General features: G+C 71.1%; 16 protein-coding genes. 5 read left to right on the forward strand and 11 right to left on the reverse strand.

Going from position 1 to position 17,569, the window contains the following annotated elements; genetic code table 11:
* Positions 1-3 precede the first annotated feature (3 nt).
* From ACZ7M2_RS09945 to ACZ7M2_RS09955, 3 genes are all read right to left on the reverse strand, one after another.
* On the reverse strand, positions 4-1,470 hold the full coding sequence (locus tag ACZ7M2_RS09945; RefSeq protein ID WP_470052397.1) for an ABC transporter permease: 1,467 nt from the start codon (positions 1,468-1,470) through the stop codon (positions 4-6).
* 404 nt (positions 1,471-1,874) lie between these two features.
* A complete protein-coding gene (locus ACZ7M2_RS09950; RefSeq protein ID WP_471594840.1) occupies positions 1,875-3,140 on the reverse strand; it encodes a L,D-transpeptidase in 1,266 nt (421 codons plus the stop codon).
* Between the two features lie 266 nt (positions 3,141-3,406).
* On the reverse strand, positions 3,407-3,754 hold the full coding sequence (locus tag ACZ7M2_RS09955) for a hypothetical protein (protein WP_471594841.1): 348 nt from the start codon (positions 3,752-3,754) through the stop codon (positions 3,407-3,409).
* Positions 3,755-3,864: 110 nt separating this feature from the next.
* Between ACZ7M2_RS09955 and ACZ7M2_RS09960 the strand changes: the two genes are divergently transcribed.
* Positions 3,865-4,245, forward strand: coding sequence for a cell wall protein (locus ACZ7M2_RS09960; RefSeq protein ID WP_471594842.1), 381 nt, complete (start codon positions 3,865-3,867; stop codon positions 4,243-4,245).
* 35 nt (positions 4,246-4,280) lie between these two features.
* Positions 4,281-5,018 (forward strand): DUF2625 family protein, encoded by a 738-nt coding sequence (locus ACZ7M2_RS09965; RefSeq protein ID WP_471594843.1) that lies wholly within the window; start codon positions 4,281-4,283, stop codon positions 5,016-5,018.
* Positions 5,019-5,120: 102 nt separating this feature from the next.
* Here the strand turns inward: ACZ7M2_RS09965 and ACZ7M2_RS09970 are convergent, their stop codons facing one another.
* The 5 genes from ACZ7M2_RS09970 to ACZ7M2_RS09990 form a co-directional block, all read right to left on the reverse strand.
* Entirely contained in the window at positions 5,121-6,752 is a 1,632-nt protein-coding gene (locus tag ACZ7M2_RS09970; RefSeq protein WP_471594844.1) for a DEAD/DEAH box helicase, read from the reverse strand.
* Between the two features lie 135 nt (positions 6,753-6,887).
* Complete coding sequence (locus ACZ7M2_RS09975; protein ID WP_028803001.1) at positions 6,888-7,091, reverse strand: cold-shock protein; 204 nt, start codon at positions 7,089-7,091, stop codon at positions 6,888-6,890.
* A 193-nt stretch (positions 7,092-7,284) separates the two neighbouring features.
* Positions 7,285-8,823 (reverse strand): histidine ammonia-lyase, encoded by a 1,539-nt coding sequence (gene hutH, locus ACZ7M2_RS09980; RefSeq protein WP_471595215.1) that lies wholly within the window; start codon positions 8,821-8,823, stop codon positions 7,285-7,287.
* 99 nt (positions 8,824-8,922) lie between these two features.
* A complete protein-coding gene (locus ACZ7M2_RS09985) occupies positions 8,923-10,077 on the reverse strand; it encodes a GGDEF domain-containing protein (protein ID WP_471594845.1) in 1,155 nt (384 codons plus the stop codon).
* A gap of 96 nt (positions 10,078-10,173) precedes the next feature.
* Positions 10,174-10,980 carry an enoyl-CoA hydratase/isomerase family protein gene (locus ACZ7M2_RS09990; RefSeq protein ID WP_097286015.1) on the reverse strand — a complete coding sequence of 269 codons (807 nt, stop codon included), beginning with the start codon at positions 10,978-10,980 and terminating at the stop codon, positions 10,174-10,176.
* Positions 10,981-11,200: 220 nt separating this feature from the next.
* On the opposite strand from ACZ7M2_RS09990, the gene ACZ7M2_RS09995 reads away from it, so the two are divergent.
* Positions 11,201-12,046 carry a hypothetical protein gene (locus tag ACZ7M2_RS09995; protein ID WP_471594846.1) on the forward strand — a complete coding sequence of 282 codons (846 nt, stop codon included), beginning with the start codon at positions 11,201-11,203 and terminating at the stop codon, positions 12,044-12,046.
* A gap of 31 nt (positions 12,047-12,077) precedes the next feature.
* On the opposite strand, the gene ACZ7M2_RS10000 is transcribed toward ACZ7M2_RS09995, so the two are convergent.
* Both ACZ7M2_RS10000 and ACZ7M2_RS10005 read right to left on the reverse strand, forming a co-directional pair.
* Positions 12,078-13,160 (reverse strand): adenylate/guanylate cyclase domain-containing protein, encoded by a 1,083-nt coding sequence (locus ACZ7M2_RS10000; protein ID WP_471595216.1) that lies wholly within the window; start codon positions 13,158-13,160, stop codon positions 12,078-12,080.
* Between the two features lie 397 nt (positions 13,161-13,557).
* Positions 13,558-14,424 carry a biotin--[acetyl-CoA-carboxylase] ligase gene (locus tag ACZ7M2_RS10005; protein ID WP_471594847.1) on the reverse strand — a complete coding sequence of 289 codons (867 nt, stop codon included), beginning with the start codon at positions 14,422-14,424 and terminating at the stop codon, positions 13,558-13,560.
* 131 nt (positions 14,425-14,555) lie between these two features.
* Here ACZ7M2_RS10005 and ACZ7M2_RS10010 point away from each other — a divergent pair, with 131 nt between their 5' ends.
* Together ACZ7M2_RS10010 and ACZ7M2_RS10015 are read left to right on the forward strand one after the other, a co-directional pair.
* Positions 14,556-16,148 carry an acyl-CoA carboxylase subunit beta gene (locus ACZ7M2_RS10010; RefSeq protein ID WP_471594848.1) on the forward strand — a complete coding sequence of 531 codons (1,593 nt, stop codon included), beginning with the start codon at positions 14,556-14,558 and terminating at the stop codon, positions 16,146-16,148.
* A gap of 24 nt (positions 16,149-16,172) precedes the next feature.
* A complete protein-coding gene (locus ACZ7M2_RS10015; protein ID WP_471594849.1) occupies positions 16,173-16,379 on the forward strand; it encodes an acyl-CoA carboxylase epsilon subunit in 207 nt (68 codons plus the stop codon).
* On the opposite strand, the gene ACZ7M2_RS10020 is transcribed toward ACZ7M2_RS10015, so the two are convergent.
* Entirely contained in the window at positions 16,376-17,506 is a 1,131-nt protein-coding gene (locus ACZ7M2_RS10020) for an SGNH/GDSL hydrolase family protein (protein WP_471594850.1), read from the reverse strand. The two genes, ACZ7M2_RS10015 and ACZ7M2_RS10020, sit on opposite strands and share 4 nt — an antisense overlap.
* Positions 17,507-17,569: the final 63 nt, after the last annotated feature.

Raw genomic sequence — 17,569 nt, forward strand, 5'->3', positions numbered from 1 at the left:
GGCCTATTCGACGCGGCGCAGGGCGTCCGCGGGGCGGAGTCGGGAGGCGCGCCAGCCGCCGAAGGCGCCGGCGATCAGACCACCGGTGATGGCGAGGGCCACCGCGCCGACGATGGTGCCGAGGCTGACGGGCGCGGTGAGCGCGACGTCGAGGGCCTTGGCCGCGGCCTGTCGGCCGGGACCGCCGAAGCCGCCACCGCCGCCGGGGCCGCCCTGGCCTCCGCCGCCGCCCGAACCGCCCACCTGCGCCTGCAGGGTGGGGCTGATCTCGGTGACGACGTAGGCGCCCGCGAGGCCGATCGCGATACCGAGGGCGCCGCCGACCAGACCGTTGACCATGGCCTCGCCGACGACCTGCCGGGTCACCCGGCCCGACTTCCAGCCGAGCGCCTTGAGGGTGCCGAACTCGCGCACGCGCCGGGAGACGGCGGACGAGGTGAGCAGGCCGGCGACCAGGAACGCGGCCACGAGCACCGCGATGGACAGCCACTTGCCGACGTTCGACGCGAGGCTGGAGGCGGTGGAGAGGGAGCCGGAGACGGTGGACGCGAGGTCGGCGGAGGTGGTGACCGTCGTCCCCGAGATGTTCTTCTGGATGGTGCTCTTCACGCTGGAGATCTGCTGCGAGTCCGACGCCTTGACGTAGATCGTGGTGACCTTGTCCTTGGAGCCGCTGAGCGTCTGCGCCTGCTTGAGCGGGATGTAGAGGTTGGCCGCCGCGTCACCGCTGTCGGGCGTGGCGATGCCGATGACCTTGTACTTGACGCTCTTGATGGTGACGGTGGAACCGACCTTGAGCTTCTTCTCCTTGGCGTACGAGACGTCGGCGACGACCACCTTGGCATCGGTCTCGGACGTCTGGAACGTACGACCGCTGGTGATCTTCGAGGAGGTCAGCGGGCCGAGGGCGGGCTTGGTGACGTCGGTGCCGTACACCGAGTAGTTGTTGACGTCGAAGTTGGCGCCGCCACCCTCGACACGGCCCTGCGGGGACTGCTGGGCGTTCGGGCGCCCACCCCCCTGGCCGGTGCCGCCGTTCTGGTTCTGCTGGAACTGACCCCGCGTGAACTGGCCGTTGATCCTGATGACCTGGAGGCTCAGTCCGCCGACGGAGTCCGCGACGCCCTTCTGGGAGTCGACCTTGGTGACCGTGGAGGCGGCCAGGGTCTGGAAGCCCTGCACCATGACGCGGTCGCTGCTCTGCTCCTTGGTGGAGCCGTTGTCGTTCGCGTCGAAGTTGAAGCGCGGGCGCTGGCTGGTGCTCGTCGCCGGCGCCGCCGCCTTGGTGACGGTCATGTCCGTACCCAGTCCGTACAGCGACTGGAGGACCTTGCCCTGCGCCTTCTCCATGCCGGACGACACGGAGCTGACCACGATGACCAGGGCGATGCCCAGGGCGAGTCCGGAGGCGACGACGAGCGCCGCCTTCCTGCGGCGGCGCAGTTCGCGCCTCAGGTAGGTGAAGAACATGGCGGAAAGCTAGGTACGGCGCGTGATGGCGCGATAAGCCCCGCATAAGAGAAGGATGAGAAGGCTGTGGCGGCCCGGAAGTTCACCTGTGGGCGGTCCCTGAAGGCTGTGAGAACGCCGATGGCGGCGGCGACCCGTGAGGGCCACCGCCGCCATCGGCGAACGAGGGTGGTGCGGCCGGACTAGGGCCTGTCCGGCGGATCAGGTCGCAGGAAACGGGCGGTGCCTCATCGACGCTGGCGAGTGGGGCTTGGTGCGTACAGCTGCAAGGCGGAGGAGGGCGTCGACGCGATGGGGGTCCCCCCGCTCGAGCAAAGCCGAGAGTGGGGGAGTCGGCAACCGACGACAACGCCGCAGATGTGGGTGCCAAGCCCCACGTCTGCGGCATGATCCGCCGGACAGGCCTAGGCGGCCGAGCCGGCCTTCCAGGCCGCCCAGTCCAGGTTCCAGCCGTTGAGGCCGTTGTCCGGGGCGATGGTCTTGTCGCCGGTGTTCTTGACGACCACGACGTCACCGATCAGCGAGTGGTTGTAGAACCAGGCAGCCGTCGTGTTCGGGTCGCCTGCGCCCTTGGTGTCGGACAGACCGACACAGCCGTGACTGGTGTTCACCGCGCCGAAGATGGACTTGGCACCCCAGTAGTTGCCGTGGATGAAGGTGCCGGAGCTCGACAGACGCATGGCGTGCGGTACGTCCTTGATGTCGTACTCGCCCTTGCCGTCGTTCTTCGTGAAGCCGACCGTCGAGCCGTCCATCCGGGTCTCCTTGAACTTCTCGGAGATCACCATCTGGCCCTGGTACGTCGTGTGGTCCGGCGCACCCGCGGAGATCGGGATGGTCTTGATCGTCTTGCCGTTCTGCGTGACCTTCATCGTCTTGGTCTTCGCGTCGACGATGGAGACCTGGTTGCGGCCGATCTTGAAGGTGACCGTCTTCTGCTGCACGCCGTAGACACCGCTCGCGCCCTGGACGCCGTCCAGGTTGAGCTTGAGGGTGACGGTGGAGCCGCCGGTCCAGTAGTCCTCGGGCCGGAAGTCGAGGCGGTTGGCGTTGAACCAGTGGCCGACGACCTCCTGGCCGCTGCTGGAGGAGACGGTGATCCCCTTCTGCACGGCGGCCTTGTTCGTGATCGCCTTGTTGAAGTTGATCGAGACCGGCATGCCGACACCGACGGTGGAACCGTCCTCCGGCGTGAAGTTTCCTATGAAGCTGTTGGCCGCGGAGACCGTGGTGAACGAGGCGTTCTCGTGGGCCACTAGGCCCGCGGAGTCGGTGGCTTCGGCGGCCACCTTGTACGTGGTGGCCCGCTCGAGCTGGGACGCGGGCTTCCAGCTCTTCTTGTCGGCGGATATCTGACCGGACACCGGCGTGCCCGACTCGGTCGTCATGGTGACGGCCGTGAGCGTGCCCTTGCTCACGGCGACCGCCGCGGCGTTGTTGATGGAGGCGTTGTCGGAACCGTCCGCGGGCGTGATCTTGATCTGGGCCTGTGAGCTCTTCTTGGCCGCCGCCGCATCGGCCTGGGCCTGCGAGGTCTCGCCGTCCGAGGCACTGGCCTTGCTGCCGTTCCCACTGCTGCACGCAGAGAGCACCAGCACTCCGCCGAGCAGAGCGGACGCGGCCGTCAGACCCTTGCGCCGCTTACTGTCCGTCATCACACGCTTCTCCATCGTTGCCGAATCACCTGGAACCACATGAGCCCCGTTCGAACCATCAACGCTACGACCGGTTCGTGACATTCCACATACGTCCGACGCGTGGGTAACACCACGCCGATCCACGGCGTCAACCGAATCGACCCGAGCCGCCGGACCCCGATCGAGTGGTTACCGACTGCCGGACCGAATTCTGGTGCGGAGGTGGCCGGTGCGCCGTCGGAGACGGCAGAACCCCGGGTAGCGGTTGCCACCCGGGGTCACGTTTTCCCCAAGAGGCGTCAGCCGACTCCGACTTCCTCGTCGTCATCCTCGTCGCCATCATCCTCGTCGAGGTCCCATTCCGGCGAATCGGGGTCGTAGTCGATCGGCTCGCTGCTCCAGGAAGCCTGGGCGAGATCGACCCCGGGCACCTCGCTGACCAGGTCGAACGGGTCTACGAGATAGGCCAGGGCCTCAGCAGTGTCTTCCGTCACTGCATTCTCGGCGTGGGTCCGCTCGTCGGCCGGCATGCCGGAGTCGTCCGCGATGCGACGCAACGCGGCCTTGGTGACGGCGTCCACGTCGTCGACTTCCAACACCAGCTCCACGCGAAGCCGGACAAATCGTGATGTCTCAGGAGTACTCATGAGACGGAGCGTACGGCCCGTGGCTCCCGCGACTTTCCCACGACCCGCGCCTTTCATTAGCATCGGCCCACACGGCCAATTCGCCAGCGCCACAAGGGGATCGATATTACGTGTCCGCCGCTCGTCGCTCGTTGCTGACCGCCACCGCAGCGGGAACCCTTCTGGGGGCCCTGTGGTTCGTCCCGTCCGCCAACGCGACCCCGGAAAAGCCTGCTCAGCACAGCAACATGTCGACGAACACCACGTCGAGAACCGCGGTGCAGGTCTCCACGGAGTCGGGTGACACCCAGTCGGGCGCCGCCGATGCGAGCGACGCCGGAGCGAACGACACGGGCTCCGACACCACCGGGTCGCAAGACAACGGGACCCGGCTCGCCGATACCGGAAGCGTCAACACGACGCCGTACGTCGTCGGTGGAACCCTTTTCCTGGGCCTCGGCGCCGGCTTTGTGACCTACTCGGTGCGCCGGGAGCGCACGGCGGCCTTCTGAGCGCGACGCTCCGGCCCGGAACCCACGGGATACCCATGCGAGACCTGACCGAGCTGACTGATGTCGAGGAGCCCGCGTGGCCGCTCCTCTCCGAGGCGATCTCCAACAGCAGGGTGTCCATGGATGTGCTGCCGGCAGACCCGGCGCAGGCCCGTGGATCCCTGCTGCAACTGCAACTCACCGCGCGCTCCTGGCTCGGCTCCTTCGTGCTCAACTGCGGCGGGGTGCTGCTGGACAGCGGCTGGCTGCGCATCTACGGCAGCCCCGACGACGACGCGCCTGCGGGGACGCCGAGCTTCGCCGAGGTCAATGACGTCCCCGAGCGCTTCGATCCGGCGTGGCGGCCGGAGGGCGGGCTCGTCATCGCCCATGACGTCCTCGGCGGCGTCTTCGTGGTCAACGGACCCGACCCCGCGCAGGCCAACCGCCCCGGCGGTCCCGGCGAGGTGCTGTACTTCGCGCCGGACTCGCTGCGCTGGGACGCGCTCGGCGTGGGCCACGCGGACTGGCTCAGCTGGCTCCTGGACGAAGACGGCATAGAGCAGTTCTACGACACCCTGCGCTGGCCCGGCTGGCGCGCCGAGACGGGGCCCATGCCGGGGTCCCACGGGATCACCTTCGACCCGGTCCTGTGGACGGCCGCCAACCGCCGCGACCTTCCCGCGGCCCGCCGTCGCGCCATCCACATGTCGGATCTCATGGACCTCCACCGAGGCACCGGTCTGGAGCTCGACAAGATCGACCCGGGCTTCCTGGGCAACTTCGACTACTGAGAAGGTCCGGCGCCCCTGGCCGACGCGCCCCTGGAAGCGTGCTCCCAGGGGCGCGGGGAACTGCGCGGCCAGCCCCCGCCGAACCCGCAGATACTCACCTGGCTACGCCGCGCGACGCCCGCCGCCCTGCCCGCCACGCTCCGTACGCCGCTGCTGCTGCGGGGCACGCCCACGACCACCGGAGCGACCCGCACCCCCCGTACCGCCGCCGCCCGTGCCGCCACCGGCCGTACCGCCGGCGGTACGCCGCGGCTGACGGCCCTGCGACTCCGAACCCGCGCCCGAACCCGCTCCGGCCGGACGCCTCGCCCCGCCCCCGACCCGCGGCCGTGACCGCTTCTTCGGCTGCTCGGCCGGCTGCGGCACCTCGATGACGACCGGGACGCCGGAGGGCTCACGGGCGCCGGTGAGGCGGGCGAGCTCCTCGTCGCTGGACGCGATCCGCGCCGTGCGCGGGGTGATGCCGGCGTCGGCCATCAGCCGCGTCATCTCCCGCCGCTGCTCGGGCAGTACGAGGGTGACGACGCTGCCGGACTCACCGGCCCGGGCGGTGCGTCCGCCGCGGTGCAGGTAGTCCTTGTGGTCGGTCGGCGGGTCGACGTTGACCACGAGGTCGAGGTCGTCGATGTGGATGCCGCGCGCCGCGACGTTGGTGGCGACGAGCGCGGTGACCTGACCGTTCTTGAACTGGTCCAGGGTGCGGTTGCGCTGCGGCTGGCTGCGCCCGCCGTGCAGCGCGGACGCCCGGACGCCGTTGGCGAGCAGCCGCTTGGTGAACCGGTCGGCGCCGCGCTTGGTGTCGACGAAGAGGATCACCCGGCCGTCGCGCGCAGCGATCCGCAGGGCGACGGCCTTCTTGTCGGTCTCGTCGGCGACGTGGAGGACGTGGTGCTCCATGGTGGTCACCGCACCCGCCGAGGGGTCGACGGAGTGCACCACGGGGTCCGTGAGGAACATCTTCACGAGCCGGTCGATGTTCTTGTCGAGCGTGGCCGAGAAGAGCAGTCGCTGACCGCCCGGCTCGACCTGCTTGAGCAGCGCGGTGACCTGCGGCATGAAGCCCATGTCGGCCATCTGGTCGGCCTCGTCGAGAACCGTGATCGCGACCTGGTCGAGGACGCAGTCACCGCGCTCGATGAGGTCCTTGAGCCGCCCGGGGGTGGCCACGAGCACCTCGGCGCCGCGCCGCAGCGTGCCGGCCTGCCGGCCGATCGACATCCCGCCGACGGCCGTGGCCACGCGCAGGTTGACCGCGGTGGCGTACGGCGTGAGCGCGTCGTCGACCTGCTGGGCGAGTTCGCGCGTGGGGACGAGGACGAGTGCGAGCGGCGCCTTCGACTCCGCCCGGCGACCCGCCGTACGGGCCAGCAGGGCGAGTCCGAAGGCGAGCGTCTTGCCGGATCCGGTGCGGCCACGGCCGAGGACGTCGCGTCCGGCGAGGGAGTTGGGCAGCGTCGCGCCCTGGATCGGGAAGGGCTCGGTGACGCCCTGCGCGGCGAGGGTCTTGGTGAGGGCCGCCGGCATGTCGAGCGCGTCGAAGGAGTCGACGGCGGGCAGCGCCGGGGTGATGGTCTCGGGCAGGGAGAACTCCTGCGGCGCCACGGCCTTGCGGGCCGGACCCTTGCCGGTGCCACGGCCGCCGCCGCGGCCCGCGCCCTTCGCGAAGCCGCCGGTCTGGGCGCCACCTCGTGCGTTTGCCGGCCGCTTACGGACGGGACGTTCGGATCGAGTCATGCTGGATCTGGATTTCCTTCCTGGGCCCCACGGACTGCACGCACAGCGCTCGCAACTGACAAGCACTCACAGCACGAGCCGGGACCCGCACCCCGAAGGTGCGGGCCCCGGCTCTGGAAAAGCGCGTCCCCGAAATCAGGCGGGGATGATGTTCTCCGCCTGCAGGCCCTTCTGGCCCTGCGCGACGTCGAACGAGACCTTCTGGCCCTCCAGCAGCTCACGGAAGCCGGAGCTGGCGATGTTGGAGTAGTGGGCGAAGACGTCGGGGCCGCCGCCGTCCTGCTCGATGAAGCCGAAGCCCTTTTCCGAGTTGAACCACTTCACGGTGCCAGTTGCCATGTTTTTCTCCTGAATAGGTAGGGCCCCAATCCGGAGATGCACCGGGAAAAGCCGGAGATGCCGGTAAAACAAAACGCGCCTGCGGAGGATTCCGATCAGGCGCACAAAGTAAATGGGTACCAAAAACGTATCAATGAGACAGTAGCACACTTCGGGCCGCCCCCGTGACAGCGGCGGCCCGAAGGCGCTCCGGTCAGGCCAGCGGTCCGGTCACCGGCTCCACCGCCGCCACCACCCGGCCGCCGCGCACGAACGCGTCCGCCGCCTCCAGGTCCGGGGCGAGGAAGCGGTCGGGGCCCGGGCCCTGGACGCCGGCCGCGCGGACGGCCTCGATGACGGCCTGCGAGGCGGGGGCGGGGGTCAGGCCCTCGCGCAGCTCGATCGCACGGGTGGCCGCGTACAGCTCGATCGCGACGATACGGGTGAGGTTGTCCACGGCGGTGCGCAGCTTGCGCGCGGCCGACCAGCCCATGGAGACGTGGTCCTCCTGCATGGCGGAGGAGGGGATGGAGTCCGCGGACGCCGGTACGGCGAGGCGCTTCATCTCGCTCACCAGCGCCGCCTGGGTGTACTGGGCGATCATCAGACCCGAGTCGACGCCCGCGTCGTCCGCGAGGAACGGCGGCAGACCGTGCGAGCGGTTCTTGTCGAGCAGCCGGTCGGTACGGCGCTCGGCGATCGAGCCGAGGTCGGCGGCGGCGATGGCGAGGAAGTCGAGGACGTAGGCGACCGGGGCGCCGTGGAAGTTGCCGTTCGACTCGACGCGGCCGTCGGGCAGCACGACCGGGTTGTCCACGGCGGAGGCGAGCTCGCGCTCGGCGACGAGCCGGGCGTGCGCGAGGGTGTCGCGTCCGGCGCCCGCGACCTGCGGGGCGCAGCGCACGGAGTAGGCGTCCTGGACACGCGGGGCGTCGCCCTGGTGGTGGCCGGTGAGCTCCGAGCCCTTCAGCACGGCCAGCATGTTGGCGGCGCTGGCGCTCTGTCCCGGGTGCGGGCGGATGGCGTGCAGCTCCGGGGCGAGCACCTTGTCCGTGCCGAGGAGGGCTTCGAGGGAGAGCGCGGCGGTGACGTCGGCCGACTTGTAGAGCGTCTCCAGGTCGGCGAGGGCCATGACCAGCATGCCGAGCATGCCGTCGGTGCCGTTGAGAAGGGCGAGGCCCTCCTTCTCGCGCAGTTCGACGGGGGTGATGCCGGCCTCGGCGAGCAGCTCGCCCGCGGGCCGTACGACACCGTCGGGGCCCTCGGCGTCACCCTCGCCCATCAGCGTCAGCGCGCAGTGGGAGAGCGGGGCCAGGTCGCCGGAGCAGCCGAGCGAACCGAACTCGTGGACGACCGGGGTGATCCGGGCGTTGAGGATGTCGGCCATGGTCTGGGCGACCTCGGGCCGCACACCGGTGTGCCCGGAGCAGACGGTCTTGAGACGCAGGAACATCAGCGCGCGGACGACCTCACGCTCCACGCGCGGGCCCATGCCTGCGGCGTGCGAGCGGACGATGTTGCGCTGCAGCTGGGCGCGCAGCTCCGGGCTGATGTGCCGGGTCGCGAGGGCGCCGAAGCCGGTGGAGACGCCGTAGACCGGCTCCGGCTTGGCGGCCAGCGCGTCCACGATCTCGCGGGCCGCGGCGAGGGCCGCCACCGCCTCTTCGGAGAGCTCGATCCGGGCGCCGCCGCGCGCCACGGCGAGTACGTCGGACGCGGTCACTCCGGACGTCCCCACCACCACAGTGTGCATATCCATATTCAGGAGCGTACGCAGTGAATTCGATGATGTCACTAGTGGGTGGGCGGTTGACCCCTTACTCCGACGTACGTCACACACGCCCGCGCGGACTCAGGGGTGAGGGTGCTCGTGGCGCCCACGGAAGCGGCGGCGTTCGCCCCGCGCCGGGGAGGGCGCGTCGGCGAGACGCACGACCGGGTCGTCGGGTCCCTCGCGCCCGGCGACGACGGGCTTCGCGGCCCGTACGGCCTTCGCGCGGTACTGGGCGGCGTCGGCCAGCCGGAAGAGCCGCCGCGCCGAGCGCACCGGACCGATCGGGTCCGCGGTCGAGGCGACCCCGCACGCCACCCCCTCCCCCAGCTCCAACTCGGCTGCGCGGCGGCAGAGTTCGTCGGCGATCCGGACGACCTCGTCGGCCGGCGGGCCGACCGCGAGCAGGCAGAACTCGTCACCGCCGAGGCGGGCGGCGAGCGTGCCCGGGAGCATCGCCCCGCACAGCGACAGCACCGATCCGAACCGCTCCAGGAGCCGGTCGCCGACGGCGTGCCCGCGGGTGTCGTTGACGTTCTTGAGTCCGTTGAGGTCACAGACGACGAGACTGACCGCGGCCCCTTCCTGCCGGTGCAGCTCGATGGCCTCGTCCAGGCGTACGTCGACCGCGCGGCGGTTGGCGAGTCCGGTGAGGGCGTCCGTGAACGCGAGGCGCCGGGCCTCCTCCAGACGCTCGGTCTGAGCGAGTCCGGCGGCGACGACGGAGGCCAGCACGGTCGCGAAGTCCGCGTCGGCCCGGTCGAAGACGGGTGCCGTGACCGGGCGGGCCACATACAGCTCGCCCCACGCCCGTCCGTGCAGCACGATCGGGGCGACGACGCAGCAGCCGCGGCGGCGCCGGCGCAGGGCGGCGACTCTCTGATGGCAGTAGCCGACGGGACCGGCCGCCGGCCCGGCGGCGGTCTCCACCCAGGCGTTCGGGCCACCGCCCCCGGCCCAGCGCTCGTGCAGGAACTCGGTGATCTCCGGGAACTGGTGCACGGGGTAGGCCTCGCCGTCCGGGAACTCCTCCTCGTCCGGCGCGCGTTCGCCCACGTTCGCCAGGACCCGCAGCCGGCCGAGCTCGCGCTCCCACACGGAGAGCGCGGCGAAGCTCCCGGCGAGCGCGTGGCAGGCGCCGAGCGCCGCGGCCCGCCAGGACTCGCGCGGGGTGCGTGCCGCCGCCATCCCCTGCGCCAGCTCCACCACGGCCCTCAGCCGTCTGTCCTCACCCATCACTCCAGGCTAGGGATATTCGCGACGATTCGGGATATTGGTGAGGCGAACAGGGGTCCGAGCGGCCGTACCGGGAGGGTGCCGGGAAGCGTGGGGCTACTCCCCCGGCCACTGCGGCGGGCGCTTCTCGTTGAACGCGGCGACTCCCTCCGCGCGGTCCCCCGAGAAGGCGACGGACCGCCAGGCCGCGTCCTCCACCTCCAGGCCCGCGCGCAGGTCGAGCCCGTGCCCGAGCCGCAGCGCACGCTTGGCGGCGCGCAGGCCGACGGGGGAGTTGGCGGCGATGCGGGCGGCGAGCGCGAGGGCTTCGCCGCGGTCCTGGCCCGCGTCCACGAGTTCGTCGACGAGGCCCAGCTCCCTCGCCTCGCCCGCCTCCAGCCGCCGCGCCGAGAAGATCAGCTCGGCCGCGCGGGCCGCCCCCACCCGCCGCGGCAGCAACTGCGTGCCGCCGCCGCCGGGAATCACCCCGACCGACACCTCGGGCAGCCCGAGCACCGCCGTACGGTCGGCCACGATCAGGTCGCAGGACAGGGCGAGCTCGAACCCGCCGCCGAGCGCGAAGCCGTGCACGGCGGCGATCGTCGGCATCGGCAGCTCCAGGACGCCGGTGTACGCGGCCCGTGCGACGGGGCGCTGACGGACCAGGTCGGCGTCGCTGAAGGAGTTGCGCTCCTTCAGGTCGGCGCCGACGCAGAAGGCGCGCTCGGCGGTGGAGGTCAGCACGACCACCCGTACGTCTCGCTCGCCGCCGAGTGCCTCGCAGGCGGCCGCGATGGAGCGGGCCATGTCCGTGGACACGGCGTTCATGGCCTTCGGCCGGTCGAGGGCGAGTTCCGCGACGTACGCGTGCCGCCGTACGACGACGAACTCCCCGAACCGCCGCTCGTCCCCTTGCTCCGCCATGACACCCTCCCGGTGAACGGTTAACGCGGGTTAACTCCCGATGCCTCCGATCATCGCAGCCACCTCCGCCCGGCGAAACCCGTCACCTCCCCTCCCCACGCCCCGCACACCCCGTTCGAGTGACATCCCGCCCAACTCCCGCCCCACGCCCCCAAAACGCGCATAACCTGCGCACCGCCCGGTGCTTCGGGGGGCGCGGGCACATCGGGGAGGGATGACCATGACGAACGGCACGACGACAGACATGACGAGGCCGTCGGGAACACCGACGGACACTCCACGCACCCCGTACTCCCTGCCCTCGGCCTGGCGCGCACCGGTCCCTGCGGCGACGCGTGAACCCGGCGCCGCGGCAACCCGCGGTGTGTCGCGCCCCGTGGGGGCCGGTCGCGTGTCGGCCGGTCGCGTGTCGGCCGGTCGCCCGGAGGCAGACCCGGCAGCCGCCGGTGGCACCTCCGCGGGCCTCGTGGAGGGCGAGGCGGTCGGTCCGCTCCCGGAGCGGGGCGGCCGGGGACGGCACCGTAAACCGCGGCCCCGGCGGGCGCTGTTCGCCGTGGGTGGGCTCGCGCTGGCAGCGGGGGCGTTGAGTCTGGCGCGGATGGCACCGGAGGCGGTGGTCGGCGGCGGGAGCGGGAACACGGAGGCAGAGCCGAGGCCCGGGGTCGCCACGGGCGAGGCTCTCGACGCCGCGCCGACCGTCTGGGCCGTGCCCTCCGCGCATCCGGCGCCTCCGGGCCCGACCGGCGCGCAGGTCGGGGCGAGCGCGACCCCGGCCTCGGTCGTGAGCCCGGCGCCCACGGCACCGTCGACGGCCGCCTCGTCCTCAGCGACGGCGACGATCCCGTCCGCCCGGGCGAGCGCCCCCGTGGCGAGCGTGCCGGACACGACCGGCATCCCGACCGCGCCCATCGTCGTACCGTCGCCGCCACACACGCAGCGTCCGCCGGACCCGAGTCCCACCACCCACGCCCCGGCCCCGGCGCCCACCCAGAACCCGCCGGGTCTGTGCGTGCCGATCGTCGGCATCTGTGTGAACGATCTGGCGGGCCCCGCCGGGGGCCATTGAGGGAAACAGGGCCTGTCAAAGGAAACAGGGCCTACGGCTGGTCGCCGTTCCGGCGGGCCAGCAGCCACGGTTCGACCACGCCGAGGCCGCGGACGGGGCGCTGCCACATCGGCTGGAGGGCGAAGCGGTAGACGGGCGGCTCCTCACCCTCCTTCTCCGCGGCGGCCGCGGCCTCGGCGGCCTCCGCCTCGGAGGCGGGCGCGTCCCCGGTGCGGATCAGTTCCTCCGCCAAGGCGCCGTCCACCAGGACGGCATCCCGTGGCGCTATCGACGTGAGCCGCGAGGCGAGGTTCACCGTCGTACCGAAGACGTCGCCCATGCGGGTCGTCACGGTGCCGAAGGCGATGCCGACGCGCAGCTCCGGCATCGTCTCGTCGTTGGCCATCGTCTCGATGAGGCGCAGGGCGATCTCGGCGGCGACCCCGGCGTCGTCCGCGGAGTACAGCACCTCGTCGCCGAGGGTCTTGATGAGGCGCCCCCCGTGCGCGGCCACCAGGTCGGCGGCGGTGGTCTCGAAGGCCTCGACGAGCTCGCCGAGTTCCTCCTCCTCCATCCGGCGCGTCAGCCGCGTGAAGCCGACGAGGTCCGCGAAGCCGACGGCGAGGCGGCGGTCGACCATCTCCTCGTCGTCGCCGGCCTGGACGACGCGGCCGGTCGCGGCGGCGAGCTGGCGCCGCCAGACATAGACGATGAACTCCTCCAGCTCGGGCAGGAGCAGCTCGATCAGGGGGTACGTGACCTCGGTGCGCGTCATGCCCGGCTCGGGGGGCTCGGTCAGGCCCTCCAGGAAGGAGTCGATCTGCCATTCGGCCAGGCGGGCCGTGGTCTGCCCGGTGGAGCGGGCGACCTGGACAGCCATCGCCTCGCTCAGCAGGCCCGCCTCGACGAGACCGGCGAGGCGTCGCAGCGCCAGCACGTCGGCCTCGGTCAGCGCCTTGGCCTGGCCGATGTCGGCGAAGCCCATGGCCCGCCAGAAACGCGAGGCCAGTTCCATGGAGACGCCTGCGCTGCGCGCGGCCTGGAAGGGGGTATAGCGGCGCTCGGCGCCGAGGATGAGCGTTTCGAGGCGCAGCGCGAGGGGGTCCTCGCCGGAGTCGACGAACTCCTCGTCCATCCGGTTCTGCGCGTCCAAGCGGCTCTGTCCGTCCATCCGCCCGGTCGTCTCACCGGTCGGCCCGGTCGTCTCACCGCTCGTCCCACCGGTCGGCCCGGCGGTCTCCTCGCCGGCCATGTCACCGTTCGTGTCGACGCGTGCGGGCGCCGGGTCGGTGACCGGCCCGGCGGTACGCCCCGGCTCACCGTCGGGGGCGGGGTATGCACCCGTGCCCGAGCCCGTGTCGTCGACGGTCACGCCTGCTGCCCTTCCGATCTGCCGTGGTCAGGTATCGACCGCGCTCAACTCTACGGCAGGTGTGCGCTGGCTCACTCCTGACTCGTACGCCCGGTCGGAGCTCGGCACCGCGATCGGTTCCGGGCCCCACCGCTGAGTACGGTCTGCCGGCCTCCTCGGCTCACGCCGGCCGCAGATGGACGATGTCCCCCGCTCCCACCGGCTGCTGTACGCCCTCCTCCGTGGCCAGGACCAGACGCCCGTCCCCGTCGACCGCCACCGCTTCCCCGGTGATCGACGTGTCGCCGGGCAGTTCGGCACGCACCACCCTTCCGAGGGTCGCGCATCCCGCGGCATACGTCTCCTGGAGACCGGAGGCGGCGGGGTCGCCACCCACGTCCCGCCACTTCCCGTACCACTGCTCCAGGGAGCGCAGGACGGCCCGCAGCACGGTGTCACGGTCCGTGGTCGTGGCGCCCGCGAGGGCGAGGGAGCCCGCGCCGGGCACGGGCAGTTCGTCCTCGCGCAGGGTGACGTTGATTCCGATGCCGACGACGACCGCGTCGTTCCCGGCGCGCTCGGCAAGGATGCCGCCCGTCTTGCGTTCCTCGCCGCCCACGGTGACCAGCAGGTCGTTGGGCCACTTGAGCGCGGTGTCGACCCCCGCCACCCGGGACAGGGCCGTGGCCACCGCGACCCCGGTGAGCAGCGGGAGCCAGCCCCAGCGCTCGACGGGTACCCCGGTGGGCCTCAGCAGCACGGAGAAGAACAGGCCCGAGCGGGCCGGTGCCGTCCACTGGCGGTCCAGACGGCCCCGCCCGGCGTTCTGCTCCTCCGCGACGAGGACGACGCCCTCGTCGGCCTTCTCGTCCGTGGCGAGGGCCACGAGGTCGGAATTGGTGGACCCGGTGCGCGGCACGATCCGGACATCGCCCCAGAGCCCGCCCTCGCGGATGAGAGCCCGGCGCAGGGCGGCCCCGTTCAGCGGTGGACGGTCCAGGTCGGACCACCGGTTGTCGTTCGCGTCTGAAGCATCTCGCGGCGTCATGCAACCCACCCTAGGTGTGGTAAACGCCGCACTGCCGAACGGTATCGGCACCACTACCCTACGAGTCAGTAGCAACCCCCTGAGCACATCACCCTCATATTCGCACTGAGCAGGCAGGGAGCCGCATCCCGATGTCCGAGCCGGAAGAGCTGCACCACCCCGACATCCACACGACCGCGGGCAAACTCGCGGACCTGCGGCGCCGCGTCCAGGAAGCGACGCACGCCGGCTCGGCACGCGCTGTCGAAAAGCAGCACGCCAAGGGCAAGTTGACGGCCCGTGAGCGGATCGAGCTGCTGATCGACGAGGGCTCGTTCGTCGAGCTGGACGAGTTCGCACAGCACCGTTCGACCGACTTCGGCATGGAGGACAACCGGCCCTACGGCGACGGGGTCGTCACCGGCTACGGCATGGTCGACGGCCGTCCCGTCGCCGTCTTCTCGCAGGACTTCACCGTCTTCGGCGGCGCCCTGGGCGAGGTCTTCGGACAGAAGATCATGAAGGTGATGGACTTCGCGCTGAAGACCGGCTGTCCGGTCATCGGCATCAACGACTCCGGTGGCGCCCGCATCCAGGAGGGCGTCAGCGCGCTCGGCATGTACGGCGAGATCTTCCGCCGCAACACGCACGCCTCCGGTGTCATCCCGCAGATCTCGCTCGTCGTCGGCCCCTGCGCGGGCGGCGCGGTGTACTCCCCCGCGATCACCGACTTCACGGTCATGGTCGACCAGACCTCGCACATGTTCATCACGGGGCCGGACGTCATCAAGACGGTGACGGGCGAGGACGTCGGCTTCGAGGAGCTCGGCGGCGCGCGCACCCACAACGCGGTGTCGGGCGTGGCCCACCACATGGCGGGCGACGAGAAGGACGCCATCGAGTACGTCAAGCAGCTGCTGTCGTACCTGCCGTCCAACAACCTCAGTGAGCCCCCGGTCTTCCCCGAGGAGGCGGACCTCGCCCTCACGGACGAGGACCGCGAGCTGGACGTGATCGTGCCGGACAGCGCGAACCAGCCGTACGACATGCACGCGGTGATCGAGCACGTCCTGGACGACGCCGAGTTCTTCGAGACCCAGGCGCTGTTCGCGCCGAACATCCTCACCGGCTTCGGACGGGTCGAGGGCCGCCCGGTGGGCATCGTCGCCAACCAGCCGATGCAGTTCGCCGGCTGCCTGGACATCGACGCGTCCGAGAAGGCGGCCCGCTTCGTGCGCACCTGCGACGCCTTCAACGTCCCCGTCATCACCTTCGTGGACGTCCCCGGCTTCCTCCCGGGCGTCGACCAGGAGCACACGGGCATCATCCGCCGCGGCGCCAAGCTGATCTACGCCTACGCCGAGGCGACCGTCCCGCTCATCACGGTCATCACCCGCAAGGCCTTCGGCGGCGCCTACGACGTCATGGGCTCCAAGCACCTGGGCGCGGACCTCAACCTCGCCTGGCCGACCGCCCAGATCGCGGTGATGGGCGCGCAGGGCGCGGTGAACATCCTGCACCGCCGCACCATCGCCACCGCCGACGACCAGGACGCCACCCGGGCCCGCCTGATCCAGGAGTACGAGGACACCCTCCTCAACCCCTACACGGCGGCCGAGCGCGGCTACATCGACGCGGTGATCATGCCCTCCGACACCCGCTCCCACGTCGTACGGGGCCTGCGTCAGCTGCGTACGAAGCGGGAATCACTCCCTCCGAAGAAGCACGGCAACATCCCGCTCTAGAACCCCGGACCCTTGGGAGCAGACATGACGATCAAGGTCGTACGGGGCAATCCGACCCCGGAGGAGCTGGCCGCCGCTCTGGCGGTGGTCCGAGCGCGCGCCGCGGCGGCCACCACGCCACCCGGCGCGCCCGGCAGCCGGGACTCCTGGTCGGACCCGTCCCGCATAGCCGCCCAGTACCTGCCCCAGCCGGGACCCACGGCATGGACGCGCACGTACTGGCCCGCCTAGAAGCACCCCGACACCTCCTCGGCCATCACCTCGTACCCGGCGTCATTGGGGTGCAGGTGATCGCCGAAGTCGTACACACCCCGTAGCCGATCCGGATCCCCCGGATCGGCCAACACCTCGTTGAGGTCCACCACCGCATCCCACTCCCCCGCCCCGAGAATCCACCCGTTCACCTCACGGCTCACCTTCGCCGCCCGCTCCCCCCAGTGATCGGACCCGCCGAAGGGGAGCAGCGTCGCCCCGATCGCCCGCAGCCCCCGCCCGCGAGCCTGCCGTATCAACTGCCGGTACCCGCCGATGAGTTCATCGGCCTCCACCACCGGCGCGGGCTTGTACGTCGGCTGTTCGTCCGTCTCGCTGAACCCGATGTCGTTGAGCCCCAGCAGCACGACGACCGCCTCGACCCCGGCCTGACCGAGAACGTCCCGCCCGAACCGCCGGACACCCTTCTCCCCGTACCAGGCGGAGTCGTTCAGCAGCAGGTTCCCGCCGATGCCCGCGCCCAGAACGGGCCGCCCCGTGCGCTCGGCGAGCGCGTCCGACCAGCGGCGGTTCGCGCCCGGCGTCGAGCCGAACCCGTCCACGATGGAGTCCCCGAAGAGCACGACACCATCCGTGCGGTCCGCGTCGACCTCGACGGCCGACAGGAAGTACCAGGACTCGCTCGTCTCGCCGAATCCGTCGCCGTCGAGGTCGTCGAGGCGGTCGCCCTCACCCCGGTGGCTCGTCGCGAAGGCCTGGGCGTGGAAGGTCGCGGGCCCGGTGACGGCGTCGAGGTGCAGGGTGACGGTCACGGACTCCAGGGCCTCCACCGCGAGTTCGGCGGGGTCGCTGGCGACCTGTCCGCGCGCCGGGATCTCGACGCCCCCGGCCCCCTCGAAGGTGAGCCGCCGCAGTGAGCCGGGCTCGACACCGGCCCCCTCACCCGCACGGGCCACGGTGGCTCCCGCGATCCGCAGCGGCGAGCTGCCGTACGCGTTCGACAGCCGTATACGAACCCGGCCGCCGCCCGCCCCGATGCGGACGACCTGGCGCAGGGACTGGCGCCAGAAGCCCTCCTGGGACCAGTTGGGGGTGAAGCCCATGGCGGGGAGCTGGGGCGATGCGGTCCAGACGGTGGTGAACACGGCAGCTGCCTCCATAAAAGGGACCAGAGTTCCTTTAGTAGCTGGCATGACCGTAACAGGAGG

This window comes from Streptomyces sp. NPDC111507 (assembly GCF_055638955.1).

What these genes read in the sequence shown, in the direction of transcription:
- ACZ7M2_RS09945 (WP_470052397.1), bottom strand. Translation starts at nt 1,470, where the DNA reads ATGTTCTTCACCTACCTGAGGCGCGAACTGCGCCGCCGCAGGAAGGCG.
- ACZ7M2_RS09950 (WP_471594840.1), bottom strand. Translation starts at nt 3,140, where the DNA reads ATGGAGAAGCGTGTGATGACGGACAGTAAGCGGCGCAAGGGTCTGACG.
- ACZ7M2_RS09955 (WP_471594841.1), bottom strand. Translation starts at nt 3,754, where the DNA reads ATGAGTACTCCTGAGACATCACGATTTGTCCGGCTTCGCGTGGAGCTG.
- ACZ7M2_RS09965 (WP_471594843.1), top strand. Translation starts at nt 4,281, where the DNA reads ATGCGAGACCTGACCGAGCTGACTGATGTCGAGGAGCCCGCGTGGCCG.
- ACZ7M2_RS09970 (WP_471594844.1), bottom strand. Translation starts at nt 6,752, where the DNA reads ATGACTCGATCCGAACGTCCCGTCCGTAAGCGGCCGGCAAACGCACGA.
- ACZ7M2_RS09975 (WP_028803001.1), bottom strand. Translation starts at nt 7,091, where the DNA reads ATGGCAACTGGCACCGTGAAGTGGTTCAACTCGGAAAAGGGCTTCGGC.
- hutH (WP_471595215.1), bottom strand. Translation starts at nt 8,823, where the DNA reads ATGCACACTGTGGTGGTGGGGACGTCCGGAGTGACCGCGTCCGACGTA.
- ACZ7M2_RS09985 (WP_471594845.1), bottom strand. Translation starts at nt 10,077, where the DNA reads ATGGGTGAGGACAGACGGCTGAGGGCCGTGGTGGAGCTGGCGCAGGGG.
- ACZ7M2_RS09990 (WP_097286015.1), bottom strand. Translation starts at nt 10,980, where the DNA reads ATGGCGGAGCAAGGGGACGAGCGGCGGTTCGGGGAGTTCGTCGTCGTA.
- ACZ7M2_RS09995 (WP_471594846.1), top strand. Translation starts at nt 11,201, where the DNA reads ATGACGAACGGCACGACGACAGACATGACGAGGCCGTCGGGAACACCG.
- ACZ7M2_RS10000 (WP_471595216.1), bottom strand. Translation starts at nt 13,160, where the DNA reads ATGGACGAGGAGTTCGTCGACTCCGGCGAGGACCCCCTCGCGCTGCGC.
- ACZ7M2_RS10005 (WP_471594847.1), bottom strand. Translation starts at nt 14,424, where the DNA reads ATGACGCCGCGAGATGCTTCAGACGCGAACGACAACCGGTGGTCCGAC.
- ACZ7M2_RS10010 (WP_471594848.1), top strand. Translation starts at nt 14,556, where the DNA reads ATGTCCGAGCCGGAAGAGCTGCACCACCCCGACATCCACACGACCGCG.
- ACZ7M2_RS10015 (WP_471594849.1), top strand. Translation starts at nt 16,173, where the DNA reads ATGACGATCAAGGTCGTACGGGGCAATCCGACCCCGGAGGAGCTGGCC.